Source organism: Streptomyces massasporeus, from assembly GCF_014648995.1.
GTDB classification, from domain to species: domain Bacteria; phylum Actinomycetota; class Actinomycetes; order Streptomycetales; family Streptomycetaceae; genus Streptomyces; species Streptomyces massasporeus.
The window spans coordinates 57887-75228 of record NZ_BMSE01000024.1; the positions used below are offsets into that span (position 1 = coordinate 57887).

The 17342-nt window shown below is 71.1% G+C and carries 11 protein-coding genes and 1 pseudogene; 9 read left to right on the forward strand and 3 right to left on the reverse strand.

Annotation, left to right across the window (positions count from 1 at the left end):
- The first annotated feature begins 13 nt into the window (after nt 1-13).
- From IE153_RS35840 to IE153_RS35870, 7 genes are all read left to right on the forward strand, one after another.
- The gene (locus tag IE153_RS35840) at nt 14-1138 is read left to right on the forward strand and encodes a polyamine ABC transporter substrate-binding protein (protein WP_189593876.1); all 1125 of its coding nucleotides are present in this window, start codon (nt 14-16) and stop codon (nt 1136-1138) included.
- A 3-nt stretch (nt 1139-1141) separates the two neighbouring features.
- A complete protein-coding gene (locus tag IE153_RS35845) occupies nt 1142-2032 on the forward strand; it encodes an ABC transporter permease (RefSeq protein WP_189593877.1) in 891 nt (296 codons plus the stop codon).
- Nucleotides 2029-2910: an ABC transporter permease gene (locus tag IE153_RS35850; RefSeq protein ID WP_189593878.1), complete on the forward strand. Its 882-nt coding sequence runs from the start codon at nt 2029-2031 to the stop codon at nt 2908-2910. Before IE153_RS35845 ends, IE153_RS35850 begins: the two co-directional genes overlap by 4 nt.
- 3 nt (nt 2911-2913) lie before the next feature.
- A complete protein-coding gene (locus IE153_RS35855; protein WP_189593879.1) occupies nt 2914-3984 on the forward strand; it encodes an ABC transporter ATP-binding protein in 1071 nt (356 codons plus the stop codon).
- Between the two features lie 32 nt (nt 3985-4016).
- Nucleotides 4017-5336, forward strand: coding sequence for a flavin monoamine oxidase family protein (locus IE153_RS35860; RefSeq protein ID WP_189593880.1), 1320 nt, complete (start codon nt 4017-4019; stop codon nt 5334-5336).
- Nucleotides 5329-6750, forward strand: coding sequence for an aminobutyraldehyde dehydrogenase (locus IE153_RS35865; protein WP_229829332.1), 1422 nt, complete (start codon nt 5329-5331; stop codon nt 6748-6750). Before IE153_RS35860 ends, IE153_RS35865 begins: the two co-directional genes overlap by 8 nt.
- A 115-nt stretch (nt 6751-6865) precedes the next feature.
- Entirely contained in the window at nt 6866-8152 is a 1287-nt protein-coding gene (locus IE153_RS35870; protein WP_189593882.1) for an alginate lyase family protein, read from the forward strand.
- 16 nt (nt 8153-8168) lie between these two features.
- Here IE153_RS35870 and IE153_RS35875 read toward each other — a convergent pair whose 3' ends face one another.
- From IE153_RS35875 to IE153_RS35885, 3 genes are all read right to left on the reverse strand, one after another.
- Nucleotides 8169-10715: a SpoIIE family protein phosphatase gene (locus IE153_RS35875; protein ID WP_435811984.1), complete on the reverse strand. Its 2547-nt coding sequence runs from the start codon at nt 10713-10715 to the stop codon at nt 8169-8171.
- A gap of 97 nt (nt 10716-10812) precedes the next feature.
- Nucleotides 10813-15084, reverse strand: a complete 4272-nt coding sequence (locus IE153_RS35880) for a HAMP domain-containing protein (RefSeq protein ID WP_189593883.1) — start codon at nt 15082-15084, stop codon at nt 10813-10815.
- A 288-nt stretch (nt 15085-15372) separates the two neighbouring features.
- The gene (locus IE153_RS35885; RefSeq protein ID WP_189593884.1) at nt 15373-15777 is read right to left on the reverse strand and encodes an STAS domain-containing protein; all 405 of its coding nucleotides are present in this window, start codon (nt 15775-15777) and stop codon (nt 15373-15375) included.
- Between the two features lie 107 nt (nt 15778-15884).
- On the opposite strand from IE153_RS35885, the gene IE153_RS35890 reads away from it, so the two are divergent.
- Both IE153_RS35890 and IE153_RS35895 read left to right on the forward strand, forming a co-directional pair.
- Nucleotides 15885-16214 carry a helix-turn-helix transcriptional regulator gene (locus IE153_RS35890; RefSeq protein WP_189593885.1) on the forward strand — a complete coding sequence of 110 codons (330 nt, stop codon included), beginning with the start codon at nt 15885-15887 and terminating at the stop codon, nt 16212-16214.
- A 52-nt stretch (nt 16215-16266) separates the two neighbouring features.
- Nucleotides 16267-17264, forward strand: a pseudogene (locus tag IE153_RS35895) (aldo/keto reductase family protein).
- Nucleotides 17265-17342 lie beyond the last annotated feature (78 nt).

A 17342-nucleotide genomic window follows, 5' to 3' on the forward strand; every position in this document is an offset into this window, starting at 1 on the left:
GAGAGGACGCCTCATGTCCCCCGAGGCAATACCGCCGACCCGACGCGCCGTGCTGCGGGCGGGCGCCTGCGGCCTGCTGGGCGCCGCGGCCGGCGGCTGCGGGTTCATGCCCGCCAAAACACCCGACGCCGACCAGCTCGCCCCGGTCCGGGCACGCGTCGACGGCGATCTCGTGTACTTCAACTGGGCCGACTTCGTCGACCCGTCCGTCTTCAAGGGCTTCGAGAAGGAGTACGGCGTCAAGGTCGTCCAGTCGAACTTCGACTCGATGGAAGGCATGGTCGCCAAGCTCAACGCCGGCAACCGCTACGACATCGTCTTCCCCACCGCCAAATGGGCCCAGCGCCTGGTGCGCGGCGGCCGGCTGCGCCGCATCGACCGCTCCCAACTCGACAACGCACAGGCCGTGTTCGGGACGTACGACTACTTCGCCGACCCGTGGTACGACCCCGGCTCCGCGCACACCGTCCCCTTCACGGCGTACAAGACCGGCATCGGCTGGCGGCGCGACCGGATCGGTGACCTCACCGACTCCTGGCGGGATCTGTGGAGCAACCGGGCCAAAGGCAAGGTCTTCCTGCTGGACGACCGCGACGAGGTCCTCGGCATGGGCGCGCTCGCGCTCGGCCTCGACGTCAGTACCGGCGACTCCGGCGACCTCGACCGGATCACCTCCCTGCTGGGCACCCTGCGACCACGGCTGCGCGGCTTCTCCAGCGACAGCTACAACAACCTCCTCAACGGCAACGCGCTGATCCAGCAGGCGTGGAGCGGCGACATGGCCGCCATGCTCAACCAGGCCGAGAACCCCGACGTGTTCGGCTTCCAGGCGCCCAAGGAGGGCACGGCGATCAACTCCGACTGCTACGCCATCCCCTGGAACGCTCCGCACCCCGGCACCGCGATGCTCTTCATCGACTACATGCTGCGGCCCGAGAACGTGAAGAAGAACATCGAGTACATCGGCTACCCGATGCCGGTCGCGGGCACCGAGAAGATCTACGCCGACCTGGTCGAGCCCTTCCCCGAGTGCCTCGTCACCGAGGCCGACCTCAAGGCGGACCTGTTCTTCCGCAACGGCGGCCGTGCGGCGGAGGAAGCCCGCGACGCCGCCTGGACCCATGTGAAGGCGGGCTGATTCATGGCACTCCCCCGCCCCTTCACACGCGGCCGCCGGGACACCTCCGGCAACCGGATGTGGGTCTGGCTCATGCTGCCCGGCACGCTCTGGATGACCGGCTTCCTGATCGCCTCGCTGGTCCTCGTCGCCGTCCTCGCCGTCGGCACCACCGACGAGCTCGGCAATCCGCGCTTCGGCTTCGACCTGGCCGGCGTCCGCGCCCTCGCGGATCCCGCCTACACCGAGGTCATGGCCCGCTCCCTCGGCTACGCCCTGCTGACCTGCCTGATCTGCCTGCTGATCGCCTACCCGGTGGCGTACACCATCGCCCTGCACGGCGGGCGGTACAAGCACGCGCTGATCGCGGCGATCGTGGTGCCGTTCTTCGCCAACTACCTGGTCCGCATGTACGGCTGGTCGGTGGTCCTCTCCGACGACGGGCCCGTGCTGCGCACACTGCGCGCCGTCGGTCTCGCCGACGGCGGCACGAAGATCCTCAACAGCGGCCTCGGCGTGGTCGCGGGACTCGTCTACGGGTTCGTCGTCTTCATGATCATCCCGTTGTACGCGGCCCTCGAACGCCTCGACGTGTCCCTCATCGAGGCCGGCCGCGACCTCTACGGCGGACCGGTGCGCACCTTCTTCTTCGTCACCCTGCCCGCCACCCGGCAGGGCGCGGCGGCCGGGCTCGTCCTGGTCTTCCTGCCCGCCATGGGCGACTTCGTCAGCGCACAGCTCATGGGAGGCCCGGACCAGATCATGATCGGCAACCTCATCCAGGACAAGTTCTTCCAGGGCCAGAACTGGCCGCTCGGTTCCGCGCTCACCATGCTGCTGATGCTGGTCCTGCTGATCGGGATGCTCGGCTATCTGCGGCGCACCCGCAAGGACGAGGCGGAGGCCCGCCGATGACTCTGCTGCGTGCCCCCTCCCCCGCCGTCCCGGAACGCACCGCCGCCAAGGCCCGCCCGCGCCGCGGCCGAGCAGGGCGCAGGCCCCGCGTTCTCATCGCGATCACAGCGCTCTTCTTCGCCCTGCTCTATCTGCCCATCGCCGTGGTGGGGCTGTTCTCCTTCAACTCCCAGAAGTCGCTGACGGTGTTCGACGGGTTCAGCCTGCGCTGGTACCGGGCCTTCGCCCACGACGACCTCCTCCTGTCCTCCTTGGGCACCAGCCTGCGCATCTCCCTGGTGGCGATGGCCGGTTCGGTCCTCCTCGGGGTGGCGCTCGCCCTGGGCCTCGTCCGCTGCCGCACCCGGCTCGGCTCACTGGCCGGCCTGATCATGCTGGTGCCGCTGATCACGCCGGAGATCGTCACCGGTGTGGCCTCGATGCTCCTGTTCAAGGGGCTGGGCGTGCCCCTGTCCACCGGCACGGTGATGCTCGCCGAGATCACCTTCTCCATCTCCTACGTCACGGTCATCCTGCGGTCCCGGGTCGCCGCGCTGAACCCGGAGGTGGAGGAGGCCGCGATGGATCTCGGCGCCACCCGCTGGCAGGCGGTCCGGCTGGTGACGCTGCCGGCGCTGCTGCCCGCCGTGCTGGCGAGCGCCGTGCTGATCTTCGCGCTGGTCTTCGACGACTTCGTCCTCGCCTACTTCACCACCGGCGTCGACCCGCAGCCGCTGTCGGTGCGGATCTACTCGGCGATCCGGTTCGGCGTGCAGCCCACCATCAACGCGGTCGGCACGCTGATGCTCGCCGGATCCATCGCCCTGATCGCCCTGGCCCTGTTCATCCCGCGCCTCTTCGGCCGCCGCGGCGGCCTCGACCTCCTCTCCGGGAAGTGATCCATGGACGCGACCCCCGCCGTCCGGCTCGACGGCGTTTCCAAGCAGTACGGCGACTCCTACGCCGTCCACCGTCTCGACCTCGACATCGAGGCCGGCCACTTCTTCTCCCTGCTGGGCCCGTCCGGGTGCGGCAAGACCACCACGCTCCGCATGATCGGCGGGTTCAGCGACCCCACCGACGGGTCGGTGCTGCTCGGCGGCGACGACGTGACCGCGCTGCCGCCGAACAAGCGCAACGTCAACACCGTCTTCCAGAGCTACGCGCTCTTCGACCATCTGAGCATCGCCGACAACGTGGGCTTCGGCCTCAAGCGGAAGGGCGTCGCCAAGGCCGAGATCCGGCAGCGGGTCGGCGAGATGCTGGACCTGATCCAGCTGGCCGGGCTCGCCGGCCGCAAGCCGGCCACGCTCTCCGGCGGTCAGCGTCAGCGCGTCGCCCTCGCCCGCGCGCTGGTCAACCGTCCGGCCGTCCTGCTGCTCGACGAACCGCTGGCCGCGCTCGACCTGAAACTGCGCCGGCAGATGCAGGTGGAGCTGAAGCAGATCCAGCGCGAGGTCGGCATCACCTTCGTCTTCGTCACCCACGACCAGGACGAGGCACTGACCATGTCGGACCGGATCGCCGTGATGAACGAGGGCCGCATCGAGCAGTGCGGCACACCGGAGGACATCTACGAGCACCCCGCGAGCCGCTTCGTGGCGTCCTTCATGGGGACGTCCAACCTGATGACCGGCACCTACCGGGCAGGTGCGGTCGCCCTGGAAAAGGGGCCCGCCCTGCCCGTCGGCCCCCGGTCCGAGATCGCCGACGGGACGGCCGTCAGCGTGTCCGTGCGCCCCGAGAAGATCTGGCTGTCGGACTTCGAACCAGGCATGCAGATGATGAGCGGCGTGATCCGCGAGACCGTCTACAGCGGCCCGATCACGACCTATCTGATCGACCTCGCCCCGGGCGTCACCCTCTCCGTGCTGGAGCAGAACACGGCCCGGGCCCGCATGGAGGACCGCTGGTCCGGCGGCGAGACGGTGGAGTTCGGGTGGCGGCCGGAGCACTGCCTGGTCCTGGCCTGAGAACCCCTCCCCGCACGACGAAAGCGAAGCTGATGCATCACGACGTGATCGTGCTCGGCGCCGGTCTCGCCGGGCTCTGTGCCGCCCGCGACCTGGCCGCCGCCGGCACCGACGTACTGGTCCTGGAGGCCCGGGACCGTGTCGGCGGCCGGGTCGAGCAGACCCGCACCCCCGACGGCCGCACCGTACAACTCGGCGGCGAAGTCGTCGGCCACGGGCATACCGCCTACCTTCGACTCGCCGAGGAACTGGGCCTGGAGCTGGTTCCCAGCTACGTGGCCGAACCCGGCCGCATGACGCGGGCCACCCCGGAGGGCCGCTCGGCCGGTGAACCGCCGCACTGGTTCGGGCCCGGTGACGCGGCCCTGCACGAACGGCTCGGCGCGCAGTACACGGCTCTGGCCGCCACGGTCGACCCGGACGACCCCTGGTCGCATCCCGACGCTGTCGCGCTGGACCGGTTGTCCGTGGGCGACTGGCTGCGTGCCCAGCAGGCGACGCCCGCCGTGGTGCGCCTCTGGGAGATCGGCCAACTCGCCCTGGCCGGCGGCTCCTACGAGCGGATCTCCCTGCTGTCCGCGCTCCGCAAGAGCGCGGCGGTCCCCGGCTCGGGGAGCGGCGACTACGACTACGAGGACTGGGAGGGCTTGCGGCTGGCGGACGGCTCGGCGACGCTCGCCGAGGTCATGGGCCGGGAGCTGGGCCCGCGCGTCCGGCTCGGCTCCCCTGTCGCAGCGCTGGACATCCGGCCCGGCCGCTGCACCGTGCGCCTGGTCACCGGAGAGACCCTCACCGCGACGGCCGTGGTGAGCGCCCTGCCCGTGGGTCCGCTGCGGTCGGTCGCGGTCAGCGGTGTCAGCGAGGCCCGGCTCGCCTCCTTGCACCGCCAACGCCACGCGACGGCAGCGAAGTTCGCCGCCGTCTACGACCGTGCCTTCTGGCGGGAGGCCGACCTGAACGGCCTGTCCGAAGCCGAAGGGGTCCTGGGCAGCACCTGGCCGCAGAACGAGGGCGTCCTGTCCGCCCTGATCCCGCCGGAGCGCTACGGCGTCCTGCTCGGCACCCCGCCCCCTCTGCGCACTCCCGAACTGCTCGCCGAGATGGCGGGCATGTTCGGCGACGAGGCCCTGCGGCCGAGTTCCTGCCATCTGCGGCTGTGGGGCACCGACCCGTGGACCCAGGGCTATGTCACCCAGTGGCCGCCCGGCGAGGTCATGGCGGTCGGCCCGCTGCACGGCACCCATGAACCGCCGTTCTACGTCTGCGGCTCCGACCAGTGGGTCGCCGGATACATGGAGGGCGCCGTCCGCACCGGCCGCGCCGCCGCCGAGGAGGCACTGCGCCGTGGCTGACGACGACCGCCTCAACCATATCGACGGCAAGGACCTGCCGGCCGCCTCCGGCGCCACACTGCGGCTGGTCGACCCGGCGACGGGGCTCGCGCACGGCACGGCCCCGCTCTCCGGCCCCGAAGACGTGGACATGGCCTGCCTGGCCGCCGAAGAGGCCTTCTACGGCTGGTCGCTGACGACCCCGGCCGAACGGCAGACCTCGCTGCTGCGCATCGCCGACGCGCTGGAGAAGGCGTCCGGCGCGGTCACGGCCGCCGAGGTGGCCGACACGGGCAAGCCACGCACCCTGTTCCTGGGGGACGAACTCCCGGCGATCGTGGACGTGTTGCGGTACTTCGCCGGGGCGGCCCGGAACCTGCCGGGTGCCGCCGCCGCCGAGTACACACCCGGACGCACCTCCGTCCTGCGGCGCGAACCGGTCGGCGTGTGCGCGCAGATCACCCCCTGGAACTACCCGCTGATGATGGCCGTGTGGAAGGTGGCGCCCGCGCTCGCCGCCGGCAACACGGTCGTCCTGAAGCCGTCCGACACCACGCCGTCGTCGGCCACGCTCCTGGCCCGGCTGGCCGCCGAGCACCTGCCGCCCGGCGTGCTGAACGTGGTGTGCGGCGACCGCGACACCGGGCGGTCCCTGGTCGCCCATCCGCAGGTCCGGCTGGTGGCCGTCACCGGCAGTGTCCGCGCGGGGCAGCAGATCGCCACCGCGGCGGCCGCCGACCTCAAGCGGCTGCACCTGGAACTCGGCGGCAACGCACCGGTGCTGATCCACGCGGACGCCGATCTGGACGACGCGGTCGAGCAGTTGGCGTCGCTGGCGTTCTACAACGCGGGGCAGGACTGCACGGCCCCGACCAGGATGCTCGTGGACCGGCGGATCCACGACGACTTCCTGGCCCGGTTCGCGGAACGGGCAGCACGGCAGCGGCCCGGTGCCCCGGACGAGGAGGAGACCGACTTCGGTCCGCTGGCCAACGCCGGTCAACTCGCCACCGTGAGCGGACTGCTGGAGCGCCTGCCGGGCCACGCCGAGATCGTGGCGGGCGGCGCGGCCCTGCCTCGCCCGGGCTACTTCCACCGGGCCACGGTGGTCGCCGGCGTGCGGCAGGAGGACGAGATCGTGCAGAGCGAGGTGTTCGGGCCGGTCGTCACCCTCCAGCCCTTCACCGACGAGGCCGAGGCCCTGCACCTGGCCAACACGGTCCCCCAAGGGCTGGCCGCGAGTGTGTGGACGCGGGATCACGACCGGGCCATGCGCGCGAGCCGGGCACTGCGGACCGGGATCGTCTGGGTGAACACCCATGGCACGACGGTGTCGGAGATGCCACACGGCGGCGTCAGCCACTCCGGCTGGGGCAGCGACCTCTCCCTCACCGGGCTGCTCGACTACACGCAGGTCAAGCACGTCATGCTGTGACGCCCGATGGATGACACGTGCACAACCCCTTCCCCACTCCCCTCCCTCATGCCATGCTCGCGCCGCCATGAACCTGAACGGCGTTCACAATCATGAACATCGGAGGGAGTGGATCATGCGCACAGGATCCCGGTGGGGTGTGCTGCTGGTGGCCCTGATCGCCTTCGCGGCCGGGGCCGCCCCCGCGGCATCGGCGCGTGCGGAGACCGACGGGGCACACGCGGACCGTGTCCCGCGCACCACCGTGCTGGACGGCACACGGCTCCAGCGGACGAAGGTCCGTCTGGAGCACGGCGACCCGCAACTGCGCCGAGCGGTCGGCGCGTTGCGGACGCGCGCCGACCGGTGGCTGGACGAGGAGCCCTGGACCGTCGTCGACAAGCCCCGGCCCGCCCCGGGCGGCGACGTCCACGACTACCTCAGCCAGGCTCCCTACTGGTGGCCCACCAAGGCGCCCACCCCGGACAACCCGTGGGGCTGCCCGTACGTGCAGCGCGACGGCGAGCGCAACCCCGAGGTCGACTCCGGCACGGACCGCCAGGACGTCGAGAAGACCTTCGACTCCGCCTACGACCTCTCCCTCGCCTGGTACTACACCGGCGAGAAGCGGTACGCCGTGAAGGCCGGGCAGGTGCTGCGGACCTGGTTCCTCGATCCGTCCACGAGGATGAATCCGAACCTGAACCACGCGCAGTTCATCCCGTGCAAGTACGACGGCCGCGCCATCGGCATCATCGACTTCTCCCAGTCGTACACCAGCGTTCTCGACGCACTCGCCCTGCTGGAGACCGGAGCCCCCGGCTGGACCGCGACGGACCGCACGGCCATGGCGCGGTGGAACACCGCCTTCCGCGACTGGCTGAAGAACAGCGACTTCGGCAGGCAGGAAGCCGCCGCCACCAACAACCACGGCACCTTCCACGACCTGCTGCTCGCCGGCCTCGCCCACGCGACCGGCGACAAGGCGCTGGCCCGTCGCACGGTCCTGGACGCCCGGGACAAGCGCATCGCGCCCCAGATCGCGGCCGACGGCGGCCAGCCCCAGGAGCTGTCGCGCACCAGGAGCTGGCACTACTCGACGTTCACCCTGGTCGCCCACACGCGGCTCGCGGCCATCGGCCGGAACGTCGGGGTGAACCTGTGGGCGTACCGGGGGCCGGACGGGCAGAGCCTGTTCAAAGCCGTGGACCATCTGCTGCCCGCCGCGACCGGTGCGGCCGCCTGGCCGCATCCGGAGCTGGAGTTCAGGCGGTTCGCGGCGAGCGACGTCGTCCGGGCGGCCGCCGACGCCGGAGACCGGCGGGCGCGCCGGGCCGTCCCGCTGCTTGAGGAGCCGCCGGGCGGCGACCTGTGGGCCCTGCGCCCGGCGGCCGAACAGCTGGACTCCATCGCGGGCGGCTAGCGGCCGACGGCGTCCCTCACCCGACCCGGATGCCCACGATGCAGGTGTCGTCGTCGGTGTCCGACTTGCTGTAGGTCAGCAGGCGGTCCAGCTGCTGGTCGAGCGTGCTCGGTGCCGCACGGGCGGTGGTCAGCAGGTGGGTGAGGGACTCCTCCACGGGCCGGTCACGGCGTTCGACCAGGCCGTCCGTGTACATCAACAAGGTGTCCTCCGGGGCCAGTTGGAGTTCGGTCTCCTCGTAGACGGCCTCGGGGACGGCGCCCAGCAGCAGGCCCTTGACCAGGGGCAGGGGGGCCGCTTCGGTGTCCCGGACGAGGACGGGCGGGAGGTGTCCGGCTCGGGCCCAGCGCAGCGTCCGCGTGACCGGGTCGTACAGTCCGCACACCGCGGTCGCGGTGACGGCGCCGGTCAGATGGTGCGCCACGATGTTGAGCCAGGACAGCAGCTGGCCCGGCCCGGCGCCCGTCACGGCCAGGCCGCGCAGCGCGTTGCGCAGGACGACCATGCTGGTGGCGGCCTCGATGCCGTGCCCGGCCACGTCCCCGACGCACAGCAGCACCTTCCGGGACGGCAGGACGACGGCGTCGTACCAGTCGCCGCCCACCAACTGCTCGGTCTCCGCGGGCCGGTAGCGGACGGCGACCTGGAGGCCGGAAACCTGCAACGGCGCCTGTGTGGGGGGCATGATGGCGTGCTGCAACTGCAGGGTCAGCCGGTTGCGTTCGGTGGCCTGCTGCTCGGTGTGCGCCAGCTGGTCACGGGTGGCCGCGAGCGCCACCTCGGTCCAGTGCTGGGCCGAGATGTCCTGGCAGGCGCCTCGGACCAGGAGCAGCCGGTCGTCGGTGTCCAGCACCGGTTCGGCGACGATCCGGATGTGCCGGGTCACCCCGTCCGGCCGCTGGAGCCGGAAGGCGGCGGCAGCCGGCCGCTGGTGGTGCAGCAGCGTGCGCAGGAAACGGCGGATGGAGACGCCGTCGTCCGGGTGGGCATGGGCCGGCAGCTCCTCCAGGGGCACCGGGGTGCTCGTCTGCGGGCGTCCGTAGAGGTCGAAGAGCTGTCCGTTCCAGGTGATCTCGCCGGTGAGCACGTTTTCCTCGAACCCGCCGATGCGGCCGAGCCGTTGGGCGTTCTGGAGCAGGCTGGCCAGTCGCGCCGTCTCGTCCTCGATGCGCCAGATGAGGAGGACGGACATGCCGTGGCGGCTGATGCTGATGTCCGCGACCGCCGAGAGGGGCACCTGGTCGACGAGGGCGGTGAGGTTCATCCGGCGGGCCCGGAAGGGCTCCCCGGTGGCGTAGACCCGCTCGACGCGCTGGAACAACTCACTGTCCCCCGCGGCCATGGGGTAGGCCTCCAGGAGCAGCGCGCCGTTCACGACCGCCCGCGGCCTGCCCGCCGGGTCGAGGAAGCGGCTGTTCACGTGCTGGATGCGGAAGTCGACCAGGTGTCCGTCGGCGTCGAGGTGCGGCACGAGGACGAGGGCGGGGTCGTGCAGCCCGTCGGCCAGGTCCATCAGCTCGGCGGCGTCCGGCAGGACGCGGGGCTCCTGGGCGGCGCCCTGGGACGGCGCGTGGGTCTCCAGCGTGTGGGCGCACAGTTCGGCGAGCGCCTCCACCTGGCGGACGATCTGCGGGGGCTGTGGGGCGAGCGGCTCCGGCCAGGCGATCTCCAGCACGCCGTGGATGCGGCCTCCGGTGCCGGCGGGCAGGGCGGCCCGGCCGCCGTCCGGGTGATGGTGCAGGCCGATGGTGGGCAGCCCGGTCGCGCCGAGGGTGGTGATCCACTGCCCCTCGCGCTCGATGAGGCCCCGCCGCGCCACGGTCACCACGTCCGGCGGGACGTAACGCCAGCGCGCGGCCTCGGCCGGTGAGAAACCGGCGCTGCCCGCCAGGGTGAGCGAACCGTCGGCGCCCGCCGCCCATACGGCCACGGCCACCGCGCCGAGAGGGCGCAGCGCCTGCTCCAGCAGCGCGTCGGCGACGGCCTGGGCGTCGTCCGCGGCCAGGACGCCGCTCTCCGCCGCGCGCAGGCGTACGGCGGCCGACTCGTTCTCGGCCTCGTCGGCGGCCCGGGTGGCGGCGAGGAAGGCGTCCGTGACCTCGGACATCCGGTCCCGGGCGGCCTGGTTGATGACGTCGACGGCGAGCTCCAGGGGGGTGACCTGGGCCTGCTCGGCCAACTGGGCGAGCTGCCGGGCGGCCTGGGCCGGTCCGCACTTCAGCCGCTCGACCAGGACGCCCTTGGCGAGCTCGATCAGGGCACGCCCTTCGGCCTCCGCCTGGGCGGCCCGCACCTCCCGGCTGAGCCGCTCCACGGTGGCGGCGAGCCGGCCCACCGGGGACGCGGTGGAGAGGTTCTCGAGGTCGGCGGGCGGCGCGTCCGGGGACTCCGACGGCTCCTCGGAAGCCGGCTCGTCCTCATCGGAGGCCTTCGGCTCCCCCTCGATGCTCAGGGGCAACGGGTCGGACGTCACCGACGGCGGAGCGGACTGCGGGCCGGCGGCGGAGTCGTGCTCCGGCTCACCGCCGCGGCCCGGTTCGCGCGGCTGCTCGGACATGCTCACGGTGTGGAGGCTCCTCGGCTGGAGTGCCCTGGGGCGCGGGACGACGGGCGCTGCGGGGCGCCCGGCCCGCCGGTGCGGGGGCCGGGCGCCGGTGTGCTCATGCGGGCAGCCAGCGGCGGACGCAGGCCATGAGGTCGCGCGTGTCGACGGGCTTGGTGACGTAGTCGCTGGCACCCGAGGCGAGGCTCTTGTCCCGGTCGCCCGGCATCGCCTTGGCCGTGACGGCGATGATGGGCAGCTCGGCGTACTGCGGCATCCGGCGGATCTCGGCCGTCGCGGTGTAGCCGTCCATCTCGGGCATCATCACGTCCATCAGAACGATGGCGATGTCCGGGTTGTTCATCAGGGTCTCGATGCCTCTGCGCCCGTTCTCCGCGTGCAGGACACGGAAGCCGTGCATCTCCAGGATCCCGCTCAGCGCGAAGAGGTTGCGCGCGTCGTCGTCGACGACGAGGACGGTGCGGCCCGCCGTCGCGTCGTCGACGGAGGGCGGCGTCAGGTGCTGCGGCCCTTCGGTCCGCACGAGGGAGAGCACGTCCCCGGGTTCCTCGGCGGACAGGTGCAGGGCGATGCGCTCGCGCAGTTCGTCGAGGCTGGACAGCAACTCCAGTGCGCCGCCCTCGGATCGGGAGCGCAGTGTCTCGTCCAGGGTCACGTCCCCGGGATGGCTGCTGTGCACCAGCACCGGCACGCTCGTCAGCGCCGAGTCGCCTTCCAGGGCCTGGAGGAAGCGGGACGCCTCGTCGTCGCGCATGCCCAGTTCCAGGACGACGCAGTGGCACGGCTCGGATGCGAGGGCGCCGGCCGCCTCCTGCGCGCCGACGGCGGTGATGACGTCGACCGCGGGCCGCTGAGCGCCGTCGGCGCGGCCGTGCGTCAGGTCGGCGACCACGCTTTCCGCGACGAGGGTCAGCAGACCGCGCGAGCGCTCCTCCACGACGAGCAGGCGCCGGGGCCGGGGGCCGGGCCCGATCTGGGGCATCGGCACCGAACCGGCCAGTCCCTGCGGCACGGGTTCGGCCGAGGTCCGCTCGAGGGGCCTGCCGTGGTTGAGCAGTTCTTCGAAGTCGGGGCGGGCCACGGGCAGGAAGAGCGTGAACGTGCTGCCCTGGCCCGGTGTGCTGTGCACCGACACGGCGCCGCCCAGCAGTTGGGCGATCTCACGGGTGATGGACAGGCCCAGGCCGGTCCCGCCGTACTTGCGGCTCGTCGTGCCGTCCGCCTGCTGGAACGCGCCGAAGATCGTCTCCAGGTGCTGCTCGGGAATGCCGATGCCGGTGTCCTTGACGCGGAAGGCCACCACCGCGGCGCCCCGCACCACGCCCTCGGGTACCTCGTCGTCCGACGCGGGCTCGATGCTCAGCTCCACGCCGCCCTGCTCGGTGAACTTCACGGCGTTCGACAGGAGGTTGCGCAGCACCTGGCGCAGCCGGGAGTCGTCCGTGAGCACGTCCGCGGGCGCGCCGGGGGCGGTCGTCACCGTGAAGTCCAGGCTCTTCTGCGTCGTCATGGGCCGGAAGGTGGCCTCGACGTACTCGATGAGCTGCCGCAGCGTCACCCGCTCGGGCGTGACGTCCATCTTTCCGGCCTCGACCTTCGACAGGTCGAGGATGTCGTTGATCAGCTGGAGCAGATCGGAACCGGCGGAGTGGATGATCTGCGCGTACTCGACCTGCTTGGGCGTGAGGTTGCGGGACGGGTTCTGCGCGAGCAACTGGGCGAGGATGAGCAGGCTGTTGAGCGGGGTGCGCAGTTCGTGGCTCATGTTGGCCAGGAACTCCGACTTGTACTTCGAGGCCAGCGACAGCTGCTGGGCGCGGGTCTCCAGTTCCTGGCGGGCCTGCTCGATCTGCAGGTTCTTCGCCTCGATGTCCCGGTTCTGCGCCACCAGCAGCGAGGCCTTCTCCTCCAGTTCCGCGTTGGAGCGCTGCAGTTCCTCCTGCTGCACCTGCAACTCCGTGGAGCGGGCCTGGAGTTCGACCGTGAGGCGCTGGGACTCGACCAGCAGCTCGTCGGTGCGGGCGTTGGCCACGATGGTGTTGACGTTGACGCCGATGGTCTCCATGAGCTGGGCGAGGAAGTCCCGGTGGATCTGCATGAAGGGCGCGACCGAGGCCAGCTCGATGACGCCGAGGACCTGGCCCTCGACGACGATGGGCAGCAGCACCAGCGCGCTCGGCACCACCTGGCCGAGGCCCGAGGAGATGGTCACGTAGCCGTCCGGCAGCTCTTCCACCATGATGGTGCGCCGGCTGCGCGCGGCCTGGCCGACCAGGGTGCGGCCGAAGGCGATGCGGGAGGGACGGCTGCTCTCCTCGGGGTAGCCGTAGGAGCCGACGAGCCGCAGTTCGGGCCCGTCGTCGCCGTCCTCGGCAAGGTAGAAGGCCCCGTACTGGGCCGAGACCAGCGGGACGAGCTCGTCCATGATCAGCTCGGCGACCACGGGCAGGTCGCGGTGGCCCTGCATCAGCCCCGAGATGCGGGCGAGGTTCGTCTTGAGCCAGTCCTGCTGCTGGTTGGCCCGGGTGGTCTCGCGCAGGGACTCCACCATCGAGTTGATGTTGTCCTTGAGCTCGGCGACCTCGCCGGACGCCTCCACGGTGATGGAGCGCGTCAGATCGCCCTCGGCGACGGCGCTCGCGACCTCGGCGATGGCGCGGACCTGCCGGGTCAGGTTGCCCGCCAGTTCGTTGACGTTCTCCGTCAGGCGCTTCCAGGTGCCGGAGACGCCCTCGACCTCGGCCTGGCCGCCGAGGCGTCCTTCGGTGCCGACCTCGCGGGCGACACGCGTGACCTCGTCGGCGAACGCGGACAGCTGGTCGACCATCGTGTTGATCGTCGTCTTGAGTTCGAGGATCTCGCCGCGGGCGTCCACGTCGATCTTCTTCGACAGGTCGCCCTTGGCCACCGCGGTCGTCACCAGCGCGATGTTGCGCACCTGGCCGGTGAGGTTGTTGGCCATGGAGTTGACGTTGTCGGTGAGGTCCTTCCAGGTGCCGGCGACGTTCGGCACGTGCGCCTGGCCGCCGAGGCGCCCTTCGGTGCCGACCTCGCGGGCGACACGGGTGACCTCGTCGGCGAACGCCGAGAGCGTGTCGACCATCGTGTTGATGACCTCGGCCAGCGCGGCGACCTCGCCGGCGGCCTCGACGGTGATCCGCTGCGACAGGTCGCCGCGCGCCACGGCGGTGGCGACCTGGGCGATGGAGCGGACCTGGCCGGTGAGGTTGGAGGCCATCACGTTGACGTTGTCGGTGAGGTCCTTCCAGGTGCCCGACACCCCGCGCACCTGGGCCTGTCCGCCGAGGCGTCCCTCGGTGCCGACCTCGCGGGCGACACGCGTGACCTCGTCGGCGAACGCGGACAGCTGGTCGACCATCGTGTTGATGGTGCTCTTCAGCTCCAGGATCTCGCCCCGCGCGTCCACGGTGATCTTCTGCGACAGGTCACCCTTGGCAACCGCCGTGGCCACCAGCGCGATGTTGCGGACCTGGCCGGTGAGGTTGCCGGCCATGAAGTTCACGGAGTCGGTGAGGTCGCGCCAGGTGCCCTTGACTCCCTTGACGTCCGCCTGTCCGCCGAGGCGCCCTTCGGTGCCGACCTCGCGGGCGACACGGGTGACCTCGTCGGCGAACGCCGAGAGCTGGTCGACCATCGTGTTGATGGTGCTCTTCAGCTCCAGGATCTCCCCGCGCGCGTCCACGGTGATCTTCTGCGACAGGTCGCCCTCCGCGACCGCCGTGGTCACCTGGGCGATGGAGCGGACCTGGCTGGTGAGGTTGCCCGCCATGTGGTTCACGGAGTCGGTCAGATCGCGCCAGACGCCGGCCACGCCGGGCACCTGTGCCTGACCGCCGAGGCGTCCCTCACTGCCGACCTCGCGGGCGACACGGGTGACCTCGTCGGCGAACGCGGACAGCTGGTCGACCATCGTGTTGACGGTCTCCTTCAGCTGGAGGATCTCGCCGCGGGCGGGCACGTCGATCTTCTGCGAGAGGTCGCCCTTGGCCACCGCCGTGGCCACCTGGGCGATGTCGCGGACCTGGGTGGTCAGGTTGCCCGCCATGGCGTTGACCGAGTCGGTCAGGTCGGCCCAGGTGCCCGAGACGCCCGGCACCTCCGCCTGCCCGCCGAGCGTGCCCTCGGTACCGACCTCGCGGGCCACCCGGGTGACTTCGGAGGTGAACACGGACAGCTGGTCGACCATGCCGTTGAAGACCTTGGCGATGTCGCCCATGAGGCCGTCCGCGTCGTCCGGCAGCCGGGTGCCGAAGTCGCCGTCGCGTACGGCGGTCAGGCCGGCCAGCAGCCGCCGCAACTCCTGGTCGCCCGGCACCGCATCGACGGCCCCAGTGCTGTCGCTGGTCATGAGCACCCTCGTTCCGCTCCCCAAGAGCCCTCGAAAGCCGAGGACTCGGAACCCCCCGGGCCGATGTGCGGCCCGGTTGTCGTGCATGTGTTTCCACGGTCACAGATGTGTATGTGGTGTGGAAATACGCCGCAGGTTAACCCACGTTTCAAGCCCTGAACAAAGCAGGAGCCGCCATCCTCGGCCGAACAGCGGGTGCCGCGTCACCAGCCGTTTCCGGCAGCTGTGACACCGCCCCGCTCCGACGGGGAAGCCTCTTCCCCGCACCCTCGCCCCGCGAAGGGCGACTCAGGAGACGGCGGCGTCATCCACCGAGGTCCGCGTCTCCAGAATGCTGTCGACTCCGGTGATCTCGCAGAGCCGCTGGAGCTGGGGGGACGGCGCGACCACGCGCAGCGTGCCCGCCTGGTGGGTGAGGATCAGCAGATTGAGCAGCGTCGAGTCCGCGAAGGTGATGCCGGAGGCGTCCAGGATCACCTTCGGGTACGTCCCGACCGCGACCCCCAGGGCGTCCGACAATGGCGCGATCGAGTCCATGTCGTAGGAGCCGCGGGCGACGACGACCCAGGCCCCGAGCCATTCGTACTGCAGCACCGCGGCCCCTTCGGGGGCGTGCGTGGCGACCTGCTCCGGCAGCAGCGCGGCGCCGGTGTCGCGCGTGAGCGCCGGCACGCCGGCCTCGTCCCAGGGCACCTTCGGGCTCCTTCTGTGGCTCTCCCCGATGGGAGCACGTCATCAGTTGCATGAAAAGTATGTCACGTATCTACGTTCCGGCAATGCTGCCCCCTAAAATGCTGGGCATGGTAGGAGTGCCCGAGTCCCACAGCGGATGGACGTTCATCACCAGTCACGCGCGTGTACTGGCGGCCATCGCCGACAATCCGAACGCCCGCATCCGTGACATCGCCGCCCATTGCCGGCTCACGGAACGCGCCGTCTCGCGGATCATCGCCGATCTGGAGCAGGACGGTTACCTCTCCCACACGAGGGACGGGCGCACGAACACCTACCGCATCGAGCCGGACAAGGTGCTGCGCCACCCGGCCGAGGCCGGCCTCTCCGTGGCCGCCTTGCTCTCGCTGCTCGTCCAGGACGAGACCGACCGCGTCAGGAAACCCGTCGCCCCGTAGCGGGTGACGGGGGCCGACCCGCGGACGACCCGCACCGAGGAAGAGGAGAAGCATGCGGTACCGCACGCTCGGCAGTTCCGACCTGAAGGTCTCGGAGATCTCCCTCGGTTCCTGGCTCACCTACTCCGGGGGCATCGAGGCGGACGCGACCCGCGCCTGCACCGAGGCGGCCTTCGACGCCGGCATCAACTTCTTCGACACCGCCAACGTCTACGGGCGAGGAGCCGCCGAGTCGGCATGGGGTGAGATCCTCTCCGCCCATCCCCGCGACTCCTACGTCCTGGCCACCAAGGTCTACTTCCCGATGTCGGACGACCCGGCCGACCGCGGCCTGTCCCCCGACCAGATCTCCCGGCAGATCGACGCCTCGCTCGCCCGTCTCAGGACCGACACGTCGACCTGTACCAGGCACACCGCTTCGACCCGTCCGTGCCGATCGAGGACACCCTCGAGGCGTTCCTCAAGGTCGTGGAGGAGGGAAAGGCCCGCTACATCGGCTTCAGTGAGTGGACGCCCGAGCAGATCCGGGCGGCGATCGACATCGCCGGCCCCGACCTGTTCGTCTCCTCCCAACCGCAGTACTCCATGCTGTGGCAGGCCCCTGAGGCCGAGGTCTTCGGCCTCTGCGCCGCCCACGGCATCTCCCAGATCGTCTGGTCGCCCCTGGCTCAGGGCGTCCTGACCGGCAAGTACAGGCCCGGGCAGCCCGTTCCTGAGGACAGCCGCTTCGCCTCCGCGGACATGGCGGTGTCCCAGGACCTCGTCTACAGCGACGCGACCCTCGAAGCGGTCCAGCGCCTCGTCCCCCTCGCCGAGGAGGCCGGGATGAGCATGACGACCCTGGCGCTCGCCTGGGTCCTGCGCCGCGGCGAGGTCGCCTCCGCGATCACCGGCGCCTCCCGCCCCGAGCAGGTCCGCGGCAACGCGGCGGCCTCGGCCGTGGAGCTCTCGGAGGACCTGCTGGCAGCGGTGGACCGGGCACTCGGCGACGTGCCCGTATCGGAACCGACGCTCGCCCCCGCCGCGCAACCGGGCGTCAAGCACCGCTGAGCCTGCGCCGGTTCGGGCCCGGACCAGCCGCGACGCCCCTGCCGGACATGCCTCGGGCAGGGGCGTCGGGCGCGTACC